At 51.1% G+C, this 24,056-nt stretch carries 23 protein-coding genes; 19 read left to right on the top strand and 4 right to left on the bottom strand.

The genetic code is table 11. The features are described from left to right. Nucleotides 1-51 precede the first annotated feature (51 nt). The 7 genes from BLU12_RS06935 to BLU12_RS06905 all read left to right on the top strand — a co-directional run bounded on the left by BLU12_RS06935 (nt 52) and on the right by BLU12_RS06905 (nt 8,338). On the top strand, nt 52-2,001 hold the full coding sequence (locus BLU12_RS06935; RefSeq protein WP_091461600.1) for a TRAP transporter permease: 1,950 nt from the start codon (nt 52-54) through the stop codon (nt 1,999-2,001). Between the two features lie 46 nt (nt 2,002-2,047). Then, nucleotides 2,048-2,737, top strand: a complete 690-nt coding sequence (locus tag BLU12_RS06930; protein ID WP_091461599.1) for a CoA transferase subunit A — start codon at nt 2,048-2,050, stop codon at nt 2,735-2,737. Next, complete coding sequence (locus BLU12_RS06925) at nt 2,721-3,407, top strand: 3-oxoacid CoA-transferase subunit B (RefSeq protein WP_200778729.1); 687 nt, start codon at nt 2,721-2,723, stop codon at nt 3,405-3,407. Before BLU12_RS06930 ends, BLU12_RS06925 begins: the two co-directional genes overlap by 17 nt. After that, nucleotides 3,404-4,588: a thiolase family protein gene (locus BLU12_RS06920; protein WP_091461595.1), complete on the top strand. Its 1,185-nt coding sequence runs from the start codon at nt 3,404-3,406 to the stop codon at nt 4,586-4,588. Before BLU12_RS06925 ends, BLU12_RS06920 begins: the two co-directional genes overlap by 4 nt. Nucleotides 4,589-4,685: 97 nt before the next feature. After that, the gene (locus BLU12_RS06915; RefSeq protein ID WP_091461593.1) at nt 4,686-5,531 is read left to right on the top strand and encodes a MurR/RpiR family transcriptional regulator; all 846 of its coding nucleotides are present in this window, start codon (nt 4,686-4,688) and stop codon (nt 5,529-5,531) included. 169 nt (nt 5,532-5,700) lie between these two features. Beyond that, entirely contained in the window at nt 5,701-7,125 is a 1,425-nt protein-coding gene (locus BLU12_RS06910; RefSeq protein WP_234945532.1) for an FAD-binding oxidoreductase, read from the top strand. Nucleotides 7,126-7,186: 61 nt separating this feature from the next. After that, complete coding sequence (locus BLU12_RS06905) at nt 7,187-8,338, top strand: YkvI family membrane protein (RefSeq protein WP_091461590.1); 1,152 nt, start codon at nt 7,187-7,189, stop codon at nt 8,336-8,338. Nucleotides 8,339-8,412: 74 nt separating this feature from the next. On the opposite strand, the gene BLU12_RS06900 is transcribed toward BLU12_RS06905, so the two are convergent. The 3 genes from BLU12_RS06900 to fbp form a co-directional block, all read right to left on the bottom strand. Then, entirely contained in the window at nt 8,413-9,675 is a 1,263-nt protein-coding gene (locus tag BLU12_RS06900; protein WP_091461588.1) for a hypothetical protein, read from the bottom strand. A gap of 14 nt (nt 9,676-9,689) precedes the next feature. Continuing rightward, nucleotides 9,690-10,547 (bottom strand): 3-methyl-2-oxobutanoate hydroxymethyltransferase, encoded by an 858-nt coding sequence (gene panB, locus BLU12_RS06895; RefSeq protein ID WP_091461586.1) that lies wholly within the window; start codon nt 10,545-10,547, stop codon nt 9,690-9,692. Between the two features lie 67 nt (nt 10,548-10,614). Next, nucleotides 10,615-11,715 carry a fructose-1,6-bisphosphate aldolase/phosphatase gene (gene fbp, locus BLU12_RS06890; RefSeq protein ID WP_091461585.1) on the bottom strand — a complete coding sequence of 367 codons (1,101 nt, stop codon included), beginning with the start codon at nt 11,713-11,715 and terminating at the stop codon, nt 10,615-10,617. A 222-nt stretch (nt 11,716-11,937) separates the two neighbouring features. Here fbp and BLU12_RS06885 point away from each other — a divergent pair, with 222 nt between their 5' ends. Both BLU12_RS06885 and BLU12_RS10255 read left to right on the top strand, forming a co-directional pair. Next, a complete protein-coding gene (locus tag BLU12_RS06885) occupies nt 11,938-12,216 on the top strand; it encodes a helix-turn-helix domain-containing protein (protein WP_057940705.1) in 279 nt (92 codons plus the stop codon). Further along, nucleotides 12,213-12,482: a type II toxin-antitoxin system RelE family toxin gene (locus BLU12_RS10255; protein ID WP_091461583.1), complete on the top strand. Its 270-nt coding sequence runs from the start codon at nt 12,213-12,215 to the stop codon at nt 12,480-12,482. Before BLU12_RS06885 ends, BLU12_RS10255 begins: the two co-directional genes overlap by 4 nt. Nucleotides 12,483-12,577: 95 nt before the next feature. Here BLU12_RS10255 and BLU12_RS06875 read toward each other — a convergent pair whose 3' ends face one another. Continuing rightward, entirely contained in the window at nt 12,578-13,786 is a 1,209-nt protein-coding gene (locus BLU12_RS06875; protein WP_091461626.1) for an aminotransferase-like domain-containing protein, read from the bottom strand. 148 nt (nt 13,787-13,934) lie between these two features. Here BLU12_RS06875 and BLU12_RS06870 point away from each other — a divergent pair, with 148 nt between their 5' ends. The 10 genes from BLU12_RS06870 to BLU12_RS06825 all read left to right on the top strand — a co-directional run bounded on the left by BLU12_RS06870 (nt 13,935) and on the right by BLU12_RS06825 (nt 24,022). Continuing rightward, nucleotides 13,935-15,224 (top strand): TolC family protein, encoded by a 1,290-nt coding sequence (locus BLU12_RS06870; RefSeq protein WP_234945531.1) that lies wholly within the window; start codon nt 13,935-13,937, stop codon nt 15,222-15,224. After that, a complete protein-coding gene (locus tag BLU12_RS06865; RefSeq protein ID WP_091461579.1) occupies nt 15,221-16,375 on the top strand; it encodes an efflux RND transporter periplasmic adaptor subunit in 1,155 nt (384 codons plus the stop codon). The genes BLU12_RS06870 and BLU12_RS06865 overlap by 4 nt, the downstream gene beginning before the upstream one ends. A gap of 15 nt (nt 16,376-16,390) precedes the next feature. Further along, the gene (locus tag BLU12_RS06860; RefSeq protein ID WP_091461578.1) at nt 16,391-17,104 is read left to right on the top strand and encodes an ABC transporter ATP-binding protein; all 714 of its coding nucleotides are present in this window, start codon (nt 16,391-16,393) and stop codon (nt 17,102-17,104) included. Next, nucleotides 17,101-18,330, top strand: a complete 1,230-nt coding sequence (locus BLU12_RS06855) for an ABC transporter permease (protein WP_091461576.1) — start codon at nt 17,101-17,103, stop codon at nt 18,328-18,330. Before BLU12_RS06860 ends, BLU12_RS06855 begins: the two co-directional genes overlap by 4 nt. A 103-nt stretch (nt 18,331-18,433) precedes the next feature. Then, complete coding sequence (locus tag BLU12_RS06850; protein WP_091461575.1) at nt 18,434-18,667, top strand: hypothetical protein; 234 nt, start codon at nt 18,434-18,436, stop codon at nt 18,665-18,667. Next, nucleotides 18,631-19,023 (top strand): type II toxin-antitoxin system PemK/MazF family toxin, encoded by a 393-nt coding sequence (locus BLU12_RS06845; protein ID WP_200778728.1) that lies wholly within the window; start codon nt 18,631-18,633, stop codon nt 19,021-19,023. Before BLU12_RS06850 ends, BLU12_RS06845 begins: the two co-directional genes overlap by 37 nt. 49 nt (nt 19,024-19,072) lie before the next feature. Continuing rightward, on the top strand, nt 19,073-19,459 hold the full coding sequence (locus BLU12_RS06840; protein ID WP_091461624.1) for a secondary thiamine-phosphate synthase enzyme YjbQ: 387 nt from the start codon (nt 19,073-19,075) through the stop codon (nt 19,457-19,459). 539 nt (nt 19,460-19,998) lie between these two features. Further along, nucleotides 19,999-21,690 (top strand): GspE/PulE family protein, encoded by a 1,692-nt coding sequence (locus BLU12_RS06835; protein WP_091461572.1) that lies wholly within the window; start codon nt 19,999-20,001, stop codon nt 21,688-21,690. 16 nt (nt 21,691-21,706) lie between these two features. Further along, nucleotides 21,707-22,783: a type IV pilus twitching motility protein PilT gene (locus BLU12_RS06830; RefSeq protein ID WP_091461570.1), complete on the top strand. Its 1,077-nt coding sequence runs from the start codon at nt 21,707-21,709 to the stop codon at nt 22,781-22,783. Nucleotides 22,784-22,801: 18 nt separating this feature from the next. Next, on the top strand, nt 22,802-24,022 hold the full coding sequence (locus tag BLU12_RS06825) for a type II secretion system F family protein (RefSeq protein WP_091461568.1): 1,221 nt from the start codon (nt 22,802-22,804) through the stop codon (nt 24,020-24,022). The last annotated feature ends 34 nt before the right edge of the window (nt 24,023-24,056 follow it).

Raw genomic sequence — 24,056 nt, 5'->3', positions numbered from 1 at the left:
GCGATATATCGGTTGGGCCAATTTTTCCTTCACAGTAAAGGGGGCATTTTTATGGTAACCGAGGATCGCAATAATGACCCTAAAATATCTTCATCCCTTGATGAGCCCAACAAGAGCGAGATTCTGGAAGTGGAATCAAAGGCACGTCAATTGAAAGGGTGGCAATGGTGGCTAGTGGCCGGAATTGCCATATCTGCTTCGTTATTTCATCTATACACCGCTTTATATGGTCTTTTGCCAGCCATGTATCAAAGGGGCGTGCACTGGATGTTTATGGGCGTTCTCCTCTTTTTGCTGTATCCCATTTCGAAGGGAAGGCCGAAGGATAAGATAGATATATGGGACTGGGGTTTCGCCATCCTTTTGGCCATAGGTTGTTTAAATATACTCTTAAATTGGGACGCCATATCTCAACGCGAAGGGATGCCAACCTCGTCTGATATATATCTTGGCTTAATGATGATAATTTTGGTCATCGAGGGAGCGAGGCGTTCAATGGGTTGGCCTTTGCCAATTGTCGCCATAGTTGCTCTGATATACGCCCTTTTCGGACCCTATTTTCCTGGGCTTTTAGGTCATGGAGGATTTCCTCTCAAGGAGCTCGCTCCCTTCGAATATCTTCGCACCGACGGCATTTTCGGCGTTCCCTTGGGCGTTTCTGCCTCATTCATATTTCTCTTCGTTTTGTTTGGCGCTTTTTTAAGCTCCTCGGGGGCAGGCAAGTTTTTTATCGATTTAGCCGTTGCTCTCACCGGTCGAAGCCAGGGAGGTCCCGGCAAGGCGGCGGTAATCGCAAGCGGTTTAATGGGGACCGTCTCCGGAAGTTCCGTTGCCAATGCAGTGACAACGGGGGCTTTTACAATTCCCCTTATGAAGCAGTCGGGTTATAAAAACGAATTTTCCGGAGCCGTCGTCGCAGCTGCATCTACAGGAGGGCAGGTCATGCCTCCGGTTATGGGGGCGGCAGCATTTATCATGGCCCAATTTTTAGGCGTTTCTTATTGGGAAATAGTTGTAGCAGCAGCTGTGCCAGCCACTTTATATTTTGCCTCGATATGGTTTATGGTGCATTTTCGTTCGGGAAGAATAGGATTACAAAAATTCAGCGCTGAAAACATGCCAAAGCTTAAAATTGTCTTCAAAGAAGGATGGCATTTGCTCTTGCCGATAGTAACGTTGGTCATCTTTTTAGCCCTTGGTTATTCGCCCGTAAAAGCTGTCTTCTGGTCTTTGGTGCTTTTGGTTGTGGTGTCCTGGGGAGGCAAGAAAGAATATCGCATGACACCAAAAAGAATCGTCGATGCCTTGATAAACGGTGCCATTGGAGCAGTGGAAGTTGCTGCAGCTTGTGCTTGTTCGGGATTAATCATCGGAGTTATCGGCATTACCGGAGTGGGGCTTGCCTTTTCTTCATTCGTGTTGAGCCTCTCTCACGGGATCCTTCCCTTTGCCCTGATACTCACCATGATTGGGTCGATCATACTTGGCATGGGAGTGCCGACGACGGCTCAGTACATTATTACTTCTACCCTTGCTGCCCCTGCATTGGCGCAGATGGGCGTTCCAATGTTTTCGGCTCACCTTTTTTGTCTTTATTTTGGAGTTTTGGCAGATGTCACACCACCCGTTGCTTTGGCCACCTATGCCGCTTCGGGCATAGCTAAATCTAATCCCATGAAGACCGGTTTTACTGCGCTAGCTACAGCTGCGGCCGGTTTTTTGGTCCCTTATATGTTCGTATACAATCCTTACTTGCTTTTAAAGGGAGACATATTGCACATCATATTAGGCTGTGTAACGGCGATACTGGCAGTCATTGCCTTATCTGCAGGAATACAGGGCCATTTCCTATCCAAGCTCAACATCGTCGAAAGATTGACCTTCATAGTATTGCCCTTTGCCATTATATATCCCTCTTTATTGGCCAATTTGTTGGCCGTAACGGTTATCGTGGTAGTTTTCTTGCTTCAAAAGGTTCGCTTAAGGCAATATGTCGTATAAATATACAGATAAATATTTGCCCATTGGGGCAGGGAGGTGCAATATTTTGGCTAAAAAGGTAATAAAGCCTGTCTTATCGGCGGCGGAGGCCGTGAAATGCATTAAGCCAGGAATGAGCGTAATAATAGGTGGTTTTAATTACGGAGGCATTCCCTATACTTTGGTCGACGCATTGGTGGAGTCCGGCGTTGGGGAGTTAACCTTGATAGCAAACGACTCTGCTTACGAAGATGTGGGACATGGAAAATTAGTGGCGAATGGACAGGTAAAAAAGGTCGTTGCTTCCCACGTTGGACTTAACAAAAAGACTGGGCAGTTTTACATGGAGGGGAAGCTGGAACTGGAACTCTGTCCCCAGGGGACTTTTGTAGAGAGGATAAGAGCAGGTGGCTTCGGTTTAGGCGGCATACTTACTCCAACGGGAGTAGGCACTGTAGTGGAGGAAGGAAAGCAGGTCCTGGAGATAGATGGAAAGAAGTACCTTCTGGAGCTCCCTCTCAGGGCTAATGTAGCCTTAATAAGAGCATATCAAGCCGACAGAATGGGAAACCTTACATATTTTGGTACCAACAGAAATTTCAACCCCATAATGGCTACCGCTGCCGATTATGTGGTAGCGGAAGTGGACAGCGTGCTGGAAGTGGGAGAGCTGGATCCCAATGAGATCGTGACCCCGGGAATTTTAATAGATGCATTAGTCGTAAAGGGGGATAACTATTATGCCAATAGAACTTAATGAAGAGATGGTTAGACAAAGGATAGCCCGCCGCATAGCTAGGGAATTTCACGATGGAGATGTTGTGAACCTGGGCATCGGAATACCTACTCTAGTTTCCGACTATATCCCCGAAGATGTGCGGGTTATCTTTCAAACGGAAAATGGGGCTGTTGGCGCAGGACCGGCACCGGACAAACCCGATCTCAGGTTCATAGGTGCAGGGGGCAGGCCGCTTACCATACTGCCCGGAGGTTGTTTCGTAGCCAGCGATTTAAGTTTTGGTCTTATTCGAGGAGGGCATGTGGATGCTACGGTTTTAGGCGCCCTCCAGGTGAGCCAAGAAGGAGATCTTGCGAACTGGATGGTGCCCGGCAAAATCGTGCCGGGCATGGGTGGTGCCATGGACTTGGTGGTTGGAGCGCGCAGGGTCATCATCGCCACGACGCATACCACCAAGAAGGGTGAGGCCAAGATATTGAGAAAGTGCACCCTGCCCCTGACTGCCAAAGGTGTGGTCAAGTTGATAGTGACCGAGTATGCCGTATTTTCGATAGAAAAAGGGCAATTGAAGTTGTTGGAGATCGCTCCCGAAACGACCCTTGACGAAATCAGGGCAATTACCGAGGCCGATTTTACCGTGGCTGATCCTCTCATCACCATGCAAGGAACGGAGGAGGAAAAGGCATGAAAAGGGTAGTTATACTGAGCGCATGCAGGACCGCAGGAGGCAAGTTCGGCGGCGGATTATCAAGGTTTGAGGCTTCGGATCTGGGAGCTGTAGCTATCAAAGAGGCTGTAAAGCGCAGCGGAGTGTCAATAGAGGATATAGAGGAAGTTATAATGGGTAACGGTTGGCAAGCCGGCGTGGGGGCAAATCCGGCCAGGATTGCAATGTTCAAAGCCGGGTTACCTCAAAAAATCCCTGCTTTCACTGTCAACATTCGTTGCGGATCGGGCATAAGGACGATAATGCTCGGCGCCGACCGTATACGTTTGGGCGATGCTAAAGTCATAGTTGGAGGAGGGATGGAGAGCGCTTCCAACGTCCCCTATATTTTGCCGGAGGCCAGGTGGGGCATGAGGATGGGAGATAAAAATGCCCTGGACGTGCTTCAAAAGGACGGTTTTTTATGTCCCCTTGCGGGGATGTTGATGGGAGAAGCCACCGAAAGTTTGGCTGAGGAATTTCACATCACGAGAGAAGAACAGGACGAATTTTCTTTAAACAGCCACAGAAAGGCCTGCAAAGCGACGGAGGAAGGACTTTTTAAGGACGAGATCGTTCCTCTGTCTTATAAGGACAGGAAGAAAGGCGAAATAGTTATCGATAAGGATGAGATTCCCCGGCCTGACACGAGCATGGAAGCATTGGCCAAGCTTCCGCCCGTCTTTAAAGAAGGAGGGACCATCACTGCCGGTTCGAGTTCCGCTTTGTGCGATGCGGGAAGCGCCCTCGTTATAGCAGATGAAGATTTTGCGAAGGCCAACGGTTTGGAGCCCATGGCCGAAATCATCGGATATGCGGCGGTAGCGCTCGAAGCCGAGCGATTTGGCCTGTCCCCCACTTTGGCGATCCCGAAAGCGCTTGAAAGAGCGGGGTTATCCCTTGATGATATGGATTTAATAGAAATCAACGAGGCCTTTGCGGCTCAGGTCATAGCCTGTCACCGTGTCATGCCCTTCGATATTGAAAAATTAAACGTCCACGGGGGTGCCATAGCTCTGGGACACCCCATCGGAGCTACGGGGGCTAAGATACTCACTACCTTACTTTACGCTTTGCGAAATCATGATAAGGAGTTGGGAGTTGCAAGTGCCTGCATTGGCGGAGGCCAGGGAGTTGCCATTGTCGTTCGACGCTTGAAGTAAAATATAGGAGAATTATAAAACGAAAAGGCGGGGCATTATGCGATTATAATAAGCGCCATGCCCCGCTTTAATATTAGTCACAAGGAGAGATGATTGGTTGTCCCTAAGGGAAATAATTCAAAGCAAGATGGAACAATTGCCCAGAGGTCAGAAAGCGGTGGCACTTTATGTCTTGGAGCATGCCCGCGAGGCCGTTGGCCTTACCGCCTCTGAATTGGGCAAAGTCGTTGGAGTTAGCGAAGCCACGGTCATAAGATTTGCCTCTTCTCTGGGCTTCCCTGGTTACCCAGAGTTCAGGGAGGCTTTGCAGGAATCGTTGTTGGACCAGCTTAAGGCTTTGGAAAGGCATCAGCTTTACCAGACGGTAGGCGAAGGAAACAACTTTATTCAAAGCGTCATTCGTCAGGATCTCCAAAAGGGAATAAATATCCTAGCTACACTGGACGACAGACCAATAGAGGACCTTGCCCGGGCAATTTGCGAGTCATCTTGCATAAATATCGTAGGGCTTAGAAGCGCTAAGGGGCTGGCCTACTACTTTAGTGCCTACCTTTCTTGGTTTATCCCAGAAACTCATGTGCTGAATGCCGATATGTTCCTGGAAAATGTCATTAATGCAAGGGGCGATAGCCTCTTTATAGGAATAAGCTTTCCCCGCTACACGAAAGGGACCGTTCAGTGTTTGACATTAGCACGTGAATTGGGAAAGAAGACGGCTGCCATAACGGATTCTCCCTTAAGCCCTCTTGCGCCCCATGCCGATATTTTGGTCTACGCGCCCTGTTCTCATATTTCCTTCATCGATTCCTTTGTAATACCCGTTGGACTCGTCAATGCAGTTCTTTTAAAGGTGGCCGATAACTTAGGAGAGCTCACTACAAAGCGGTTGCAGGAGCTCGAAAGAGCTTGGGCCCAATATGGAGTTTACGAAGACCGAGAGTAAGAGAAAATGGATTTTATTGCCCCTCCCGATAGGGAGGGGTTTTGTTTTAAGTTTGTTTTAAGAAAGAAGGCGCATTAATGAAACAATTACAATTTCTTGAAACACTGGAAAAATTGACGATTAAGTATTATAATCGGCAACTAAATTATGATAAAGATGAAGGGGAGTGGTGTCATTGGGAGAAAATTATAACAAGGTTACACCAGAAATTATTGCAGAGCTTAAGAATATTGCGGGACCGGATAACGTAGCAACAGATGAGTTAGCCATTGAGGCTTATTCTTACGATGAATCGGGCAAGGTTTATGCCAGGATGCCGGATGTGGTGGTAAAACCTGAGAATACTCAGCAGGTATCTAGCGTGATGAAGTTGGCCAACAGGGAAAGAATACCCGTTACGGCAAGGGGTGCGGGAAGCGGGATCGCCGGAGGCGCCATTCCCATAGAGGGCGGGATAGTTCTCTCCCTTGAGAGGATGAACAGAGTGCTTGAGATAGACAAGATAAACCGAGTTGCCGTCGTCGAGCCGGGCGTGGTCACCAACGACTTATGCCAGATGGTCCTCAAAGAAGGCCTCATGTACGCAGGATACCCCATGAGCACGGAGACGAGCTTCATAGGAGGCAACATCGCCACCAATGCCGGCGGGGCCAAGGTCATTCGATACGGAAGCACTAGGCGACACGTCCTTGGAATCGAGGTCGTGCTTCCCACGGGAGACGTCCTGGAGCTTGGCGGTAGGATAAGAAAGCAGACCTGGGGCTACGACCTGCTACAGACCATAATAGGCTCCGAGGGGACGCTTGGAGTGGTCACCAAGGCCATATTAAACCTCGAGCCGGCACCGGGAGACACCGTCACCTTTCTGGCGCCCTTCCCCTCCATAGAGGAGGCAGTCGAGGCAGTCGCTGCAATTTTAAGGGCTGGGGTTGTATTAATGGCCTGCGAGTTCATGGACCAGCTCTCCGCGAAATGTGCCACCCAGTACCACAACACTACATTTCCCATGCAGGATGAGGCGAAGGCCTTCCTCATAATCCAGGTGGAGGGACAGACGCCCGAACAGCTGGATATGTACATCGAAAAAGTGGGCGAGACCTGCCTGGAACACGGCGCCATGGAAGTCTTCACCGCTGAAAGCAGCACGGAGTCGCGAAACATCTGGAAGGTGAGGGAAAGCTTTGCAGAGGCCGTACGCGCTGTGGATCCCAACGCTTCCCTCAGCGGAGACATGGTCGTGCCTATGTCAAAGATATCGGAGATGGTTAAGGCCGTAGAAGAAGCAGCAAAGAAATACGACATTACGATCGCCCTGGGAGGCCATATCGCCGACGGAAACATCCATCCGCTATTTTTCAAGCCTGACCGCATCCCCCTTGAGGAATGGCCCGACTTCGTTGAGAACATAGTGGATGAGCTCATAGGCGTGGCCATAAGCTTGGGAGGAGTCGGAAGTGGCGAGCACGGCGTCGGTTTCTTAAAGAAACATACCTTCATGAAATACGAGGCGAAAAGCAAGCTTGAGGTGATGCGAGGGATAAAAAGGGCCTTCGATCCCAACGGGATCTTAAACCCTGGCAAGCTCTTTGAGTGATTTAAATAGTTTTAGCATCTGCAATACTATTCTGAGTGATAAGAGTAAGAGGTGATGAAATATGACGAAGGGGACGGGGACGAGGGCTGCTGCGCTTTCGTTGGCCTTTGTATGGTTTACGACACATTTTGGCGGTGGTTTTTCTTCGGGCAGGCAATTGGTTGATTTCTACGTATCATATGGCCGGTATGCCATTTTCACACCCTTTATTGCCCTGACGGTAATGGCATTTGTCTATTATTTCGCCTGGAAGGGTTCGGTCGTTCATCGGGCTTTCGACTATCATTCCTGGGGGAAGAAGTTTTATGGACGTTATAGTGCGGTTTTTGGAACGGCAAACTCCATAATGTACAACCTGATCCTACTCACTGCCACATCCGTAGCCTTTGCAACGGGAGGGTCGGTTCTGAAGGAGCTTTTCGGCTCTCCCTATGTTTTAAACACCATTATAATTGCGGTTTTAATACTTTTGCTTACCATATTTGGCGCAGAGGTGGTAAGACGCGCCGCGACGGTTATGGCCGTTTTGATAATAGGTGGTATGGTGGCAGTTTATGCCACTAACCTTGTGGTAAATTTCCCGCTATTAAAACAGGTAATTCTTCAAGCCCCTTCTCCCAAGGGAGCGGGAGGAGCCGTATGGAAAGCGATTACCTATGCGGGCTTTCAGGTTTGCCTCATAGGGGCTTTTGTATCCGTTGCCGATGTGCTTAAAACAAAACAAGATGTCTTTAGAGCTTCTCTTTACGGTTTTATCGTAAATGCTGTCATTTTATGGCTGGCAACTGCGGGGGCATTGACACATTATCCTGCCATAAACAACGAAGTGGTTCCCATCATTTACATAGCCCGTCATTCCGTCGGAGAGGGGGCAGCCGGTGGAATAGTATCGGGGCTCATACTTTTGGCTGTCATATCTACGGGGGTCAGCTGTGTTTACGGTGGAGCTAAAAGGATCGTTGTGGCGCTGCAGGAGCGTTTAGGCGACAAGGCTACGGCTAAGGGAGCTAGAGCCACGCACATCATGTCCTCACTGGTGTATGTGGCGGTAACGTGGGGTATTGCGCTTTTTGGCCTTCTCCCGTTGATCGCCAAAGGTTACGGCACCCTTGGGGTGCTTGCCATTCCTCTTATCATCATTCCGGTGTTGGTGAAGGGCTTTTCAGAGACAGAACCGAAGGCGATTCCTGCCACCGAAGCGGTGACCAAATAAAACCTCAAAATGCCTAACATAAAAGCCGTACTCTTTGGAGGGTACGGCTTTTATGTTAGGCAGCGCTTTTTAAATTACCTTGAGTGCAATCCCGTGGCGGCTACGAAGGAAAATCCTCTCTTGGTGAGCTCTTCAGCCGTGCGGTTCAAGGCGATGTGCTTGTAAATGTAGTTTTGTTCGAGCTTTTCAAAGTCTCCTGTTTCCTCGATTTCGCTTTTAGCCCTGAAATAGTCGAGTATGTCGGAAGGATGATCGAGCTTTTCTTCGTCTTCCGGGTCGCCGCCCTCATGTTTTGCTGAGATGTTGGGTATGCCGTGCTCTACTGCCAAAAGCAGGTCGTCTCTTCGGCAGTAAGGCTGTATAATGATGCTCTTGTAGGCCTCCGTTATGTGATGTTCTATCCTTACCTTGTCCTCAAGGCCCATATCCCTCCGCATCTTGGCCATGTCTAGGAAGGTCTTTACGTTTACGGAATTTGCGAGATTTATCCCCGACAGGGCAGTGGATCCGTCCTCTCGGGCAAGCAGCTTCGCAAGGGCGAATATGATAAAAAGGTAATAAAGGTTGTCGGTTCCCATGAAAACTGAGATCTTGAATTTTATGTCGACTCCCAGCCTGTAGAGTATCAACCCCGCCAGCACCGACCCGGGATTGATGTTCAAGACCTCACGGACTCCGTAATTGGTGGCGTAGTAAAGGTACTCGTCCACCCACTGAAGAGGGTGGTCGTTGGGCTGCCCCACGCCCGTGAAGTAGCCCGTTATGGTCTCAGGCCCTCCCAAGTGTATGTTGGATCCGTCCGTTCCCTTTGTGTCCAGGGTCTCGACCCAGCTCGCCCCTGCAATCTGGGCGGCGGCTGCGACGGCCATGATGTCTCCGTTGTCGTGCTCCTGTTCCTTCATGTTCCTTACCCTTATGTAGCGTCCGGGCATGAGCTCTCGCTTCTCTATAGCCCTTTTTGCCTCGCTTATGAACCAGGGGAAGTATTGAAGGGCGCTAATCTCAAGGGTGACGGCGGTTGACTCGTCAAACTGCATCGATGAGGCCTTTTCGCCCAACACCTTTGCCCGAAACTCGCTTAGGGATACGAAGGCCCTCTTTTCCTTTTGTTCCATCAGCCATTCCAGGTCCTTTAGGTAGGGCGAGTTGATCCTGCTCAAGCGCTGGAGCAAATTCGGCACCTTTCTTGCCTCGCAGGCCCTTTCGTTTATCTCCGAAGGGGATCCATACTTCTTGATGACGTTCGATATGTCCTTTACCAGCTTGCTGTTGGGGTCGGCGAGATAGCAATTTAAGCTCCTTAAAGCCTCCTCACAAAAAATTCCTCCGCAACTCATGGCTTTAACCCTCCTTACTTTCTCTTTAGCTCTTCAAGCATCTTCTGATATTCCTCAGCCGTCTCGGGCAGTATGTGGTAGCAATGCTGATCCTCCGGGAATTTGCCCGTCTTGACGTCCTCTATATATCTCTTGAAGGCATTTGTCTCAACTTCTGCGACGTTTGCGTACTTCTTTACGAACTTTGGAGTGAAGGCCTGGAATAACCCTAGCATGTCTCCGCATATGAGAAGCTGTCCGTCGCAGGGAGCTCCTGCTCCTATGGAGTAAACGGGTATGGAAAGGTCTTTTGTTATGAATTCCGTCAGTTCCGGCGGCACCGCCTCAAGAAGTAGGGCGAAAGCTCCGGCTTCCTCTATGGCTCGGGCGTCCATTATTAGGTCTCTGGCGCTTTTTGGGTCTCTGCCCTGTGCCTTAAATCCTCCAAGGACTCCTGAGCTTTGCGGGGTAAGACCGATATGTCCCATGACCAAGATCCCTGCGTCGGCAATGGCCTTTATCCTCGTAATGACCCTTCTTCCGCCTTCAAGTTTCACGGCGTCCATGTCGGCTTCCTTCAAAAACCTTCCTGCGTTATACACGGCGTCTTCGTCGGATATCTGGTATGACATAAAGGGCATATCGCCTATGCAAAAGGTATTAGGAGCACCTCTTCGCACTGCCTTGCAGCAGGTGATGCATTCTTCCATCGTCACAGGTACGGTTCCCTTGTAGCCCAGCAATACCATCCCTAAGCTGTCTCCTACGAGTATCATGTCCATCCCTGCCTGTTCGGCAAAGGATGCCGTGGGAAAGTCGTAAGCCGTTATCCATGCTACGGGCTCGCCCTTTTCCTTCATCTTCATGAGGTCCAGACGTGATTTCTTTGACATAACCCTTTTCCTCCTCTTATGGATTAAAATTATCCGGACGGAAGACTTTCTCCCGCCCGGATTGCAGTTAATGCCTGATCTCGAACTTGCCTTCCAAGGCCTTGAGCCTTTCGACTATGCCGCCGTACTCGAGTTCCCCGTAGGGCAGCATGGCGTTTCCGTAAAATCCTTGCCTGCGCAGCTCTATTGCCTTTTTTGAGGCTATCTCCCTCACGTAATCCCAGAAGGGATGATCAAAGGCGTCGGCTTCCTCGGACAACTTGCCCTCTTTGACGCAGTAGGCAGTGCAGCTTACGATTGGCGGGCCGTCGAAGAAGGACACGGAGCTGTTTTGCTTGACGGGCATGAGAGGCCCCTGGTGACTGCCCCTCATGAAGCCGCCTACGTAAGGTACCAGCGCATAAGGCTCAAGAATCTCTCCCGTGGCAGGAAAACTGCCCTGGGCCCTGACCAAAAGGATGGGGTCGTCTTTTCCCACGTATTTGCCCGCTATGTTGTGAAGCCTTGTGGTGCTGGCGACGGCCGCTATCTCCCCTGTTGTCCTTGAATAAACAGCTTTTATCACGTAGCGCTCCGGATCCCGAAGCAGCGCCGCGATGTCGTACAACTCCTCGGGGGCGACGAGAGCTATTACTTTGTCGCCCCCGGTGTATGAGACGTCCATGATCTCAAACTTGAACCCCTTGAACATGTTCGGCGAAAGAAGCAGCCCGCTGCAGTACATGGGATCGCAAAAGGCAAGGTAAAGCGGCAGGTTGAAGGCTCCGGGGTCGGTCTTGTCGGCGGCAAAAAGCAGGAAAGGCTCGCTTTTTCTTTCCTCGAACTCCATCTCGGCGATGCCGGGACCAAGCCCCCTTATGTTGCCGGAGAAGGCATCCTTAAGCAGGTCCTGCCCCGCACCATAGAGGCCCTCTTTCATTGCCACGTCGGCGGCAGCCTTGAAGGCGTCCCAGGCTATCTGGTGGATGAGTGGGTTGTCCGTGCCGTGAGTATGGGTCATCAATATGGCGATGTCGTCTCCCGTGTAGGAAAGGCGGAAATCGATGAAATCACTGCCCAGATGAGGTTGAAGCGACCTTTCCACCTCCTTGAGCAGCGAAACACTGGGGCGAATGTGCCCTCCAATGCTTCCTATGTCGGCCTTGATCGCTGTTAGGGTTACTCTCAATGTGCTCTCCCCCTTTTCATTTTTGTGATCAAGACAGAGTTACGCATATAATTTTACACTAAAATGCACAAATGTTAAATTAGACGTCCGAGGTCGGTCCAGTTTGATTGTTCGTATTGATATGAAAAAAGATGATATAGAATTTAATATGTGGTATCATATTGCCGTAGACAGGAATAGCAATTATTAATAACAAATAGGAACCGTTAGGAAGTGATAGAAATGGAAAAGCTACTTACGCCCAAGGATGCGGCCGAAATCCTTTCGCTTTCGCCTGTGACGATAAAAAAATGGCTTTGGCAGGGAAAATTAAAAGGAATCAAAGTGGGCAGCGTGTGGCGGATCAGAGAAAGCGACCTAAAGGCATTTTTAAAGACAAGCAATGACGATGAAGAGAAGTTGAGCAGGGATGACCTGGAAGCTGTAAAGCGCGGCCTGGAAGACATCAAAGCCGGCAGATATGTGACGCTGAAAGAGTACGAGCAAGATAAAAGACTGTGAATTATGAAGTAAGGCTCTCCCGTGAAGCCGTAAAAACTTTAGACCGCATGGACTCCAAACTTGAAAAACGTATCCGCAGTCGGCTGCACGAACTGTCCGATGATCCGCTCGATCCACGGTTGAGCAAGCCGTTGACGGATATGGAAGGGTTGCGCTCGTCCCGCGTCGGCGGGTGGCGGATACTTTATACAATAGATAACTCCACTAATGCGGTAATTGTATTAGCCGTACGACCACGCGGGCAGGCTTACAGGCATCTCAGGTAGTTGAAATATAGGTATGGCATCCTGTTTCTTAAACTGAAAAAGTTGGCCCCAAAGCCGAGCATATGCTTTGGGGCCAACTTCGTGTCCTTGTCTTTTTATCCGGTTTCCTTATATCTGGCCAAAGCCCTCCCAAGCCTTTCGCCCGCCTCTTCGGCAGTTTCCGGTGGGACCTTCGCGAAGGAAAGCCTCAAGGTAGATCTGTCGGCAGTCAAGACGTCGGGATAAAAGGCAGCCCCCGGAACGACGCCTACCTTTTCTTCAAGCACCGCAAATTTGGCAAAGTCGAAGCAGTCCTTCAGCCACGGCACGCGGGCCCATATGAAAAACCCTCCTTTGGGCAGGTCGTAGGTCATGCCCTGAGGCACCGCCTTTTCCTGCAAAAAGCGATGCAGAGCGTCCCTTCTTGTCCTGTAGGTATCGGCCAGCTTGGCAAGGTGGGCTTTCATGTCGATATTTCGCAACAGCTCCCAGGTCGCCCTCTGCAGAAATGCCGGAAGGGACAGCTTCGTCGCAAGCACAAGTTCTCCCATTTGAGATGTGATCTTTGAGGATACGACCATATATCCGCACCTTATGCCCGGCGCTATGATCTTCGAGAAACTTCCAAGATATATGACCCTATCCTCATCTTGGGCGAGGCCGATATAAGACCCTTCGTGTTCCCCCTCATACCTGAGGTATCTGTAGGGATCGTCTTCTATGATCAAAAAGCCGTACCGCGAGGCCAGCTCCAACATCCTTTTCTTCCGTTCCTCCGTCGTCACACAGCCCGAGGGATTTTGGAAGTTCACTATCGTGTAAAAGAGTTTAACCTTGTTTTGAGATAAGACCCTTTCCATTTCCTCGACTATAGGGCCGTCCTTGTCGACGGGGACGCTTACGAACCTTGCCCCTTCCTTGCCGAAGGCAAGAAGGGCCTCCGGATAGGTGGGATTTTCGACCAGCACCGTGTTGCCCGGCTCTACGAAGGCCTCGGAAACGAGGTTAAGCCCGTCCTGCGAGCCGTTAGTCATTATCACGTTTTCCCCGCCGTAGCTTTGCGGCAAAAGTCCGTCTTCCTTCATCCATTCGGCTATCCATTCCCTAAGCTCCGTTATCCCCGTGGAAAGGGGATAGTAGCTGAGGATTCCGGGATCCCTCAAAGCCCCCTCTATGGTCTCCCGCAGCAGATCTACGGGATACATCTCGCTCGAGGGCTCGCCCGCCGTCAGCGAAATTGCCTTGTGTTTCTTTACGAGTATCATCATCTCCGTGATGGCGGAAGGCTTGATCCTCTCGGTGACCCTTTTACCCAGCAATGACATTATGTCCAACCCTACATCACTCCTTTTTTCAAATTCAGTGGCCTTAACAGGACTTTAATGCTAAAACAGGCATAGGTGTAAGTACGGATTGCATTATATAAATATTAAAATAAAATTACAGAAAAAGATAGAAAGGAGCAAAACGCATTTGAAGGCTCGGACTAAATTAACCTTGGCGTCAATTTTTATTTATTCGGCAGCTTTATTCGGACCTTCGCCTTCTCAGGCCGAGACCTCAATGCTACAAGAGGGCGATCTTTTAACCTTGGAGCAATGTATAGAGATAGCCCTTCAGGCCCATCCCGACGTCATGGGCGCTCAAAAGAAGGTTGAAGCCCAGGAAAGCAGGGTTGGCCAGGCAATGTCGCAAAATTACCCCGAGCTGTCCGCATCCACCAACTACTCGAGAAGCTCTCCGGCAGGCGGAAGCACCCGCTCAAATTACTCCAGCGACATCTCCCTATCTCAAGTTATAACCGACTTCGGTCAGCGGGAAAGGAAGATAGGCATTGAGAGAGAAAACGTCACGGCGACAGGATTTGAGGCGGACAACACGAAAAGAAATATTGCCTACGGCGTCTCGGAGGCCTACTACGGGGTGCTGGCTGCTAAGAGAAACGTCTCCGTGGCCGAGGATACGGTGAGACAGTTTGAGGAACACTTAAGGCAGGCTCAGGGCTTTTACGAGGCAGGCACGGCGCCCCGCTTCGACGTAACGAAGGCGCAGGTGGATTTGAGCAACGCCCGCCTCGAGCTAATAAAGGCCAGATCCTCGCTTGAGATAGCGTGGAAGACCTTGAGCAATGCCATGGGCTTTGCCGACACGCCCTCCTATGACATAGCAGACGACATGGACTTCAAGGCCTACGATATAACGAAACAGGAGGCGCTGGAGAGGGCTTTTGAAAACAGGCCGGACCTCAAGGCTCAGGAAACCAGCGAGGTCGCGGCACAAAAATCGCTGGAGCTTGCGGCCAGAGGCGATTCTCCGACTCTTTCGGCCTATGCGGCCTATAATTTTGAGGGCAGGGATTTCCCCCTCGATGAAGGTTGGAATTACGGCCTGTCTTTGAGCGTACCCGTTTTCGACGGGCATCTCGTGGAATATCGGACGAAGGAAGCGGCCGCCAACCTAGAGGAAGTTAAGTTGGCCACTTCATCCTTGAGAAACGACATCTCCCTCGAAATCGAAGAGGGTTATCTTTCCTTGATCGAATACGGCGAAAGCGTGGAAGTGTCCAGGCTAATGGTCAGGCAGGCGGAGGAAAACCTGGAGCTGGCCATTGGAAGATATCAGGCGGGAGTTGGAAGCCCCATCGAGGTTACGGATGCCACGGTGGCTTTAAACGACGCCAGGAGAAATTACGTTCAGGTCCTTTACGATTACAGGATGGCCGAAATTACGCTTAAAAGTGCGATGGGAGAGAATTTGCCGTGAAAAAGAAGATGTTATTTGTCCTCGTCATAGGAGCGGTGCTTTTCGCGGCCTTTGGCAGGGGGGTTTTTAGCAGGAAGGAGGGCGTAAACTACGATATGGCGCCCGTCGAAAGGCGCGATATCTCTTCTTTCGTGACTGCCATAGGAAACGTTTCGGCGGTGACGACCGTAGAAGTGGGAACTCAGGTCTCAGGGACTATAAGGGAAATCTACGCAGATTACAACTCCATCGTGAATAAGGGGCAGATAATAGCCCTCATAGATCCCACCACCTTTGAAGCCCAGGTGGAGCAGGCAAAGGCCAACCTCATGCAGGCAAAAGCCGGGCTGCAGAGGGCACAGGCCACCCTTGCCGATGCGAAAAGAAACCTCGATCGCCAGAAGATGCTCTGGGAGAGGGACTTAATCGCAAGGAGTGACCTCGATTCTGCCCAGACCAACTACGACCTTGCAGTGGCAGGCGTGAGCGAGGCCGATGCGAACGTCCTTCAGGCTCAGGCTTCATTAAAGAAGGTCGAGACCGACCTCGGCTACACCAGGATCTACTCTCCCGTCGATGGCATAGTGGTCTCCCGCGACGTGGACGTAGGGCAGACGGTGGCTGCAAGCTTTCAGACGCCTACGCTTTTTACCATAGCTCAGGACCTCACTAAGATGCAGATAGAGACCAACGTGGACGAAGCCGACATAGGAAACGTGAGAGAGGGACTGGAGGTGACCTTCACAGTCGATGCCTACCCCAACGCCATCTTTTCGGGCAGGATAAAGCAGGTGAGGATAGCATCGAGCGTCGTCGAAAACGTGGTAACCTATCCTGTGATTATCGACGTGTCCAATCCCGATTTGATGTTAAAACCCGGCATGACGGCAAACGTGACCATAATTACCGATAAAAAGGAGAACGTCCTGGCCGTGCCAAGCGCTGCCTTCAGGTACAGGCCTTCCGCTTACGAAGGAGAGCTCCTGCGAGGCCGGGTCCTTTGGGTGCTGGAGGAGGGACGCCCCCTTCCCGTACAAGTGGAGACGGGAATAACCGACGGAGCTTACGTGGAGATAAAAAGCGACGATCTTAAAGAGGGCGATCGCGTCATAATCGGCGAGGAAGCAGGCTCCACAAAGGGAAGGGCAAGCGCAAGGAGATTTCCCTTCTAGGGAGATGGGTTGGAAATGGCGTTAATAGAGGTGAAAGACGTACGAAAGGTTTACAGGATGGACGGCGTGGAGTTCGAGGCCCTGAAGGGGGTTTCCTTTTCTATCGAAAAGGGGGAATTCGTGATAATAATGGGTCCTTCGGGGTCGGGCAAATCAACCCTCATGCACATATTGGGAGCTCTGGATGTGCCCACGTCCGGCTCCTACCTGCTGGACGGCAGGGAGATCACCGACATGACGAGAGATGAGCTAGCCCGCGTCAGAAACGCAAAGATCGGCTTCATATTTCAGGGGTTTAACCTCCTTCCCAGGATGAATGCCATGGAAAACGTGGAGCTTCCCATGCTCTACGCGGGATTTCCAACGGCAGAGCGAAAGCGGAAGGCCGAGGAGGCGCTGGAGCTGGTGGGTTTGCTTGATTGGGCCGATCACAGGCCGAACCAGCTCTCGGGAGGCCAGCAGCAGAGGGTGGCCATAGCCAGGGCGCTGGTGAACGATGCCCCCCTTCTTTTGGCCGACGAGCCGACGGGAAGCCTGGATTCCAAGACCGGTGCTCAGGTAATGGAAATGTTGGTGAGTTTGAACGAAAAACGGGGCATAACGGTGGTGCTCGTGACTCACGACAGCAACATCGCAAGCTACGGAAAGAGGGTTATAGGTGTTTTAGACGGCCTGATATCGAGCGACGGGTCGAAAGAAACAGTCGAAAGTCGGGTGGATGTCGAATGATATCCTTCGTCGAGACCTGCCGCGTTTCCTTCAGGGCCATAGTTTCAAACAAGATGCGCTCGGGCCTTGCCATGCTGGGCATAGTCATAGGCGTTGGGGCGGTCATAGCTATGCTTGCGCTGGGTGCGGGCGCTACTTTTCAGATAAAAAGCGTCATGTCCAGCATGGGAAGCAATCTGCTCATGATACGGCCCGGGACGGTAACCTCAGGAGGCATCCGCATGGGCGCCGGCAGCATCCCCTCGCTGACTTTAGGCGACGCCACGGCCATAAAAGAGGAATGTCCGTCCATCGAAGAAGTGTTGGCCCAATACTCAGGGGTAGCTCAGGTGGTCTACGGAAACCAAAACTGGTCAACCCAAATTTCAGGCGTTACTGAAGGAGTATTCGTGGTCAACGACTGGCAGCTGAAGTTGGGGCGTCCCTTCACGGAGCAGGACATAAGAAGCGCCGCCAAGGTGGCCATACTTGGGACGACCGTGGCGCAAGAGCTTTTTGGCTATTCCGACCCCGTGGGCGAGACGATCAGGATAAAAAACATACCTTTTCAGGTGATAGGCGTGCTTGAGCCCAAGGGCGAGTCGAGCTGGGGCAGGGATCAGGACGACGTAGTCATGGTGCCCGTAACGACGGCGCAGAAGAGGCTTTTTGGCATGCCAAGACCAGACATGGTTTCTTCCATAACGGTAAAGGTCAAGTCAGAAGACCTAATGGACAGGGCCCAGGAAGAGGTGACCCTGCTGTTAAGACAGCGCCACAAGATATCAAATCCACAGGACGACGACTTCACCGTGAGAAACATGCAGCAGGCCATGGAAGCAGCCCAAGAGTCCATGAAGGTGATGTCCCTTCTTTTGGGCTCCATAGCATCGGTATCGCTGCTGGTGGGCGGCATCGGCATAATGAACGTAATGCTCGTTTCCGTCACCGAGCGCACCAGGGAGATAGGCATCCGCATGGCCGTCGGCGCGACTTCAAAGGACATAATGCTTCAGTTTCTGGTGGAGTCGGGCATGCTTTCCATGACCGGCGGAGCGGTGGGGGTCTTCCTTGGGGCACTGCTGTCTTACGTGCTGTCGCAAGCCTTCAACTGGCAGACCGTCGTGCTTCCCGGCTCCGTTGCCTTGTCCTTTGGCTTTTCCGCATTGGTCGGCATCGTCTTCGGCTTGTACCCTGCCTACAAGGCCTCGCTTTTGAACCCCATAGATGCACTTCGGTACGAATGATATGCGTGGTGCCGGCTTGACCCTCGATTTTTAGACCCTATAATAGCAGTTACCAATGGCACTATTTATTGGGCCCAGATGTAGGGCCTAAAGGAGGGTTCACATGAAACAGGTCAAAGTCGGACTCGATGAATCGCACGTCAAATTGCTTGAACAGTTCAAGCGCTTCGGATTCAAGGACAAAAGCGAAATGGTTCGTTTTGCCCTGGATCTATATGTGAAGGATATGGCTAATCGACGTTTGCGCGAATCGGCGGCCCTTTACGCCCAAGTTTACGAAGAGGACGCCGAGACCCGAGAATGGACGAAGGCAAACACCGCGGAGTGGCCGTCATGAGCGTGTTAAAACGGGGAATGGTGATAGACATCGACCTTGATCCCACGAAGGGTTCCGAGACGGGGAAAGTTCGCCCCTGCGTGGTCGTTACCAACGACGTTTACAACGAGCGCGTTCCCGTCGTTCAGGTGGTGCCCGTAATGGCCTGGAGCGAAAAGAAGGCCAGGATTATCACAAACGTTGAAATAGATCCGACTCCCCGAAACGGACTGACCAAAAAATCCGTCGCTGACTGCCTGCAAACCAGGCCCGTCGATTACGCCGAGCGCCTTGTCAGGGTGCGCGGCGAGCTTGAAGAAGACGTGATGTCAAAGATCGACGAGGCCCTAAAGGTCGTCTTTGGCCTGGATGGATAGACTGCGGTATTGCGGTATGAAACATTTTACGGAGGTGTTTTAGGTGTTTATGGCTCATACGTTGCGCACTAAGGCTCGCGAGGAGCTTATAGACATTTCGCGTACGGCGGAGGAGGACGTGAGGTCCTCAGGCATAAAGGAGGGCTTATGTGTGGTTTACGTCCCCCATACCACTGCGGCCGTTACGATAAACGAAGACGCTGATCCGAGCGTCAGGAAGGACATCTTGAGACAGCTTAAGAACCTGGCTCCGCGTAAGGGAGAGTATTCGCACCTCGAGGGCAACTCCGATGCCCACATAAAGTCTAGCCTCATCGGCGCCTCGCAGGTCATACCCATCCATGATGGTCGTTTAATGCTCGGTACTTGGCAGGGCATATTTTTCTGCGAGTTCGACGGACCGAGGGACAGGCTCTTTTATGTTTTATTAAAATAAAAAGTTTTAGTAAGAAAGAACGCGTGGCGGACACAAATAGTTCCCCGGGATCTAGTTATATAAATCTAGTTATATTAAATATAGTTAGGGGTCGCCAGGCAAACAGGTGGGGGTCGTCACGTGTCCCGGTTGTGAATTCCCGGCGAGCTCATGTGGAATTTTCATGCAGAAAATTTTTATTATTTTGAAGTTTGCCCTATTGTTAAAACAAGATGTCCGTGATATAAAAAATATCTATGGTTTCGGGGGTACGATAATCCCTTTGGATTTCTGATGGCGGGTGCAAGAGCGAAGGGTGAGTGAGTAGCGCGACAGACCCATGGAGTTGTGTGATTTACAGGCTTCATGGGCTTTTTTATGGATAGTTAAGATATGTTAACTAATTACATCAAAGTAATAGAACATGTCGTTAGTGCCGTACAAAATAAATTTTAACATTGTCCGGAATTTTTCAGCTCACGTTCGATTAGTTATTGTATGCTATGCTATAACAACATTACAAAATCTGTTTAATATTCTGATAGTCTGGAGGCAGGTTTATGAATAACAGGGACAAGCAGGCCGAGAGGAAGCCTCTTTTGGGCCGGATACTGCTCGAGCAGGGTTACATCCTGCCCGAGCAGTTGGAGATGGCCTTAAAGGAGCAGACCGCTACGAACCTGCGCATCGGCGAGATCCTTGTCAAAAACGGTTGGGTCACGGAAAAGGATCTAGCCCAGGCCATTTCAAAGCAGACGAAGTATCCCTTCGTTTCCCTTTCCATGTTTCGCCCCATGCAGGAGGCCATTGACACCATACCCGAGAGCATGGCCGGGAGGCTTGAGGTTGTTCCCCTTTCGATCGATGAAAACGCAAATAAGCTGACCATAGCAATCTCCGATCCCTTCAACATCCTGGCCCTCGATGAGATCAGGATGATAACGGGCATGGACCTTGACATCATGATCGCAACCCTTTCCGACATCAAGCGCGCCATAGAGTCCTTTTACAGCGTAAAATCAAGCATCGACAGGGCTTTAATCGAGGTGGTAGAGGAAGAAGGCGCCGAGTTTGACCTGTCGAGGGAAGAGGCCGTCTCCATAGACGATGCCCCCGTCGTCAAGCTCGTTAACACCATATTGGGGCAGGCCGTGGAAAGCGGCGCCTCCGACGTCCACGTGGAGCCCTTCGAGAGTGAGACGCGGGTCAGGTACAGAATAGACGGCGTCTTGTTCGATATGCTCACCTTTCCTAAACACCTTCACCCCCCTGTGTCGTCTCGAATAAAGATAATGTCGGGCATGGACATCGCAGAGAAGCGCCACCCTCAGGACGGCAGGATACTCCTTCGCGCAGAGGGTCGGCGCATCGATATAAGAGTATCAAGCCTTCCTGCCATTTACGGCGAAAAGCTGGTCATGCGCTTGCTCGATCAGGCCACAGCCATGGTGGGCTTGGAAAAGCTCGGACTGGATACCGATGAGAGAGTGGTCCTGGATAAGATCATAAAAGTACCTTATGGCATCATATTGGTCACGGGGCCGACGGGGAGCGGAAAATCGACCACCCTTTATTCGATACTACAGACCCTTAACTCCTACGACGTGAACATCACGACGGTGGAAGACCCCGTCGAGTACACCATTGCGGGAGTCAACCAGGTGCAGATAAACGAAAAGGCAGGCCTTACCTTCGACACGGTCTTGAGGTCCATACTGCGCCAGGACCCCGACATCATACTGGTGGGTGAGATGCGCGATACGGAAACGGCCCAGCTGGCCGTCAGGGCTGCCCTCACGGGACACTTGGTGATGTCGACGCTTCATACAAACGACGCCCCAAGCTCCATCATAAGGATGGTAGACATGGGAATTCCGCCCTTCCTGGTGTCCTCTTCCGTGGTCGCCGTGATGGCGCAGAGGTTGGTCAGAAAACTGTGCCCCAGCTGCAAGGTGTCTTATGAGCTGCCGCAGGACGTGGCCGAAAGTCTGGGCCTGGATGGCTTTACGACCGTTTATAAGCCCGGAGGCTGCGATGAATGCCGCGGCACAGGATACAGGGGAAGGACGGCAATTTTCGAGATAATGCCCATGACCGAGGAGATAAGGAGGGCCGTGATGACGGGAGCCACCTCCGACGATCTTCGGGCCATGGCCATTCGTCAGGGCATGAGAACCCTTCGAGTCTCGGGTGCCAAAAAAGTGAAAGACGGGATAACGAGCGCCGACGAAGTGCTGTCGGTGACACTGTGAGGATCGAGGTGTTGTCATGTCCTTGCGTTTCGGAATTCAGGAATTGTTTACTGAGGCTTCAAGGAGAAATGCCAGCGACATTCATATTTCGGTGGGTTTTCCTCCAACCTTTCGCATAGACGAACAGTTGTACCCGATCGACCATCCTCCTCTGACGACAACTGACGTCAGGAGCATATTGTCTCGCCTTATATCGGAAACCCAGCTTGAGCGTTTCTACAAGGAAAGAGAGCTGGACTTCAGCTTCAACTTTTCCCTCGCCAACGGGGAAATAGTCCGCTTTAGGGGCAATTGCTCTTTCGAGCGTGGTAACCTAGCTTTGGCCTTAAGGTTGATACCCCAGAGGATTCGCCTTATAAAACACCTTCTCCTTCCCCCTCAGATTCAGGAAGTCACAAAGAGACGCCACGGTCTCTTTCTCGTAACAGGGCCCACAGGGCATGGCAAATCCACGACTTTGGCAGCTATAATACAGGAGATAAACTTGACCAGGAGTTGTCATATAGTTACCATTGAGGATCCAATAGAATATATATTTACCTCGGCAAAGTCACTGATTCATCAGAGGGAAGTCGAGGTGGATACCTCAAGTTTCGCTGAGGCCTTGAGGAGGGTGTTGCGCCAGGACCCCGACGTGATAATGATCGGCGAAATGAGGGATTTAGAAACCACAAGGGCTGCAATAATGGCTGCGGAGACGGGACATCTCGTCCTTACGACGCTTCATACCCCCGACGCCCCACAGAGCATAGACAGGATCTTGGACATCTTTCCGCCCCATCAGCAGGAGCAGGTGAAGCTACAGCTCGCCAACATATTGATAGGAGTCTGTTCCCAGCAGCTCGTCCCTCTGCCAGGAGGCGGCAGAATAGTTGCTACGGAGCTAATGTGGGCTGTTCCTGCAGTGCGAAACTGCATAAGGGAAAGGAAAATCCACGGCTTGAAGAGCATCATACAGACTGGGCTTGATCAGGGCATGCACACCATGGACCAGGACTTGGCCCGGTTAGTGAAGGAAGGCAAATTGCCTTACGACCTGGCAGCTTCCTACGCCTTCGATCTCAAGGACTTTAACAGGGTTCTTCATACCTAAAAAAAGAGTTGGGTGACAATGGCTTACAGGTATAGAGCAAGAAGTAAAGAGGGTAAGATTGTTCAGGGGACACTTGAGGCTTATTCGAAGGAGCAGGTGCTTCAATGGCTCAGGGAGAGAGCATACTACCCCATAGAGATAGGAGAGATTGAGGTACCCGTCGCCAAGACGTTAAAAGCCAGGCTTGAGACGATGTCGACCGTAAAGCTCAAGGACAAGGCCGTTTTCTTCAGGCAGCTGGCCACGATGCTCGATGCCGGCATAACCTTAGGCATGGCCCTTGATATGCTCGCCGAACAGACAGAAAACAAGCGCTTCGCCGAGGCCATTAGGGAAGTCAAGACCATGGTTGACAGGGGCACCTCTTTGAGTGCCGCCATGGCTACCAGGAAGGAATTTTCAAAGCTCATGGTGGCCATCGCCAGGGCAGGAGAAGAAGGCGGAGTGCTGGAATCGAGCCTGGACCGTCTTGCCACCTTCCTGGAGCGTCAGGACGAGCTCCGGAAAAAGATCATTTCGGCCTCGACCTACCCGGCAGTGGTCATGGGCTTTGCCATAATCGTAGTGTTTTTGCTGGTGACGCTGATAATGCCCCGACTTGCCGACGTCTTTACCGATTTAAGTGTGGAGCTTCCGCTGCCAACCAGGCTTGTTTTGGGCTTTTCGCTGTGGCTTAGCAGTCGCTGGCATTTATCCCTTGTGGCGGTCCTGCTTTTGGCCTTAACCACATATCTTTTTTCAAGAAAGAAAGAGACTAAGAGGAAGGTTGACGCTTTAAAGCTCGGGTTGCCGCTTTTTGGCGACATATGGAAAAAATCTGTTTTGGCAAGAACGTTTAGGACTTTTGCCGGACTTATCCAGGCGGGTGTTCCCATACTTTCTGCCCTTGAGATGACAGCAGATGTGTCGGGAAACGCCATTGTGGAAGCCGCCTTCGCCCAGCTGGCAGAAAAGGCAAAAAGAGGAGTTGCTCTGGGCGAGACGGCCAAAAAAATAAAGGTCGTACCTCCCCTGGCAGCTCATATGATAACCATAGGGGAGCAGACCGGCAGGCTAGAAGATATGGTAGACAAGGTTGCGGATTGGTTTGAGTTCGAGCTCGACGAGAAGATAAAGCGTCTCACCTCCATAATCGAGCCCGTGCTCATTGTCTTCGTCGGAGGTGTGGTTGCACTGGTCGTATTTGCAGTTTTTATGCCCATAATCGGTTCGATTCAGGGTTTACTGAATGGGATATAATATGATAATATTAAGTATATTAATAATATAAGAT

The sequence above is a fragment of the Acetomicrobium thermoterrenum DSM 13490 genome (assembly GCF_900107215.1).
Taxonomy (GTDB): domain Bacteria; phylum Synergistota; class Synergistia; order Synergistales; family Acetomicrobiaceae; genus Acetomicrobium; species Acetomicrobium thermoterrenum.
The sequence above is the reverse complement of the archived record's forward strand: the minus strand, read 5'-3'. Positions and strand labels throughout refer to the sequence as shown.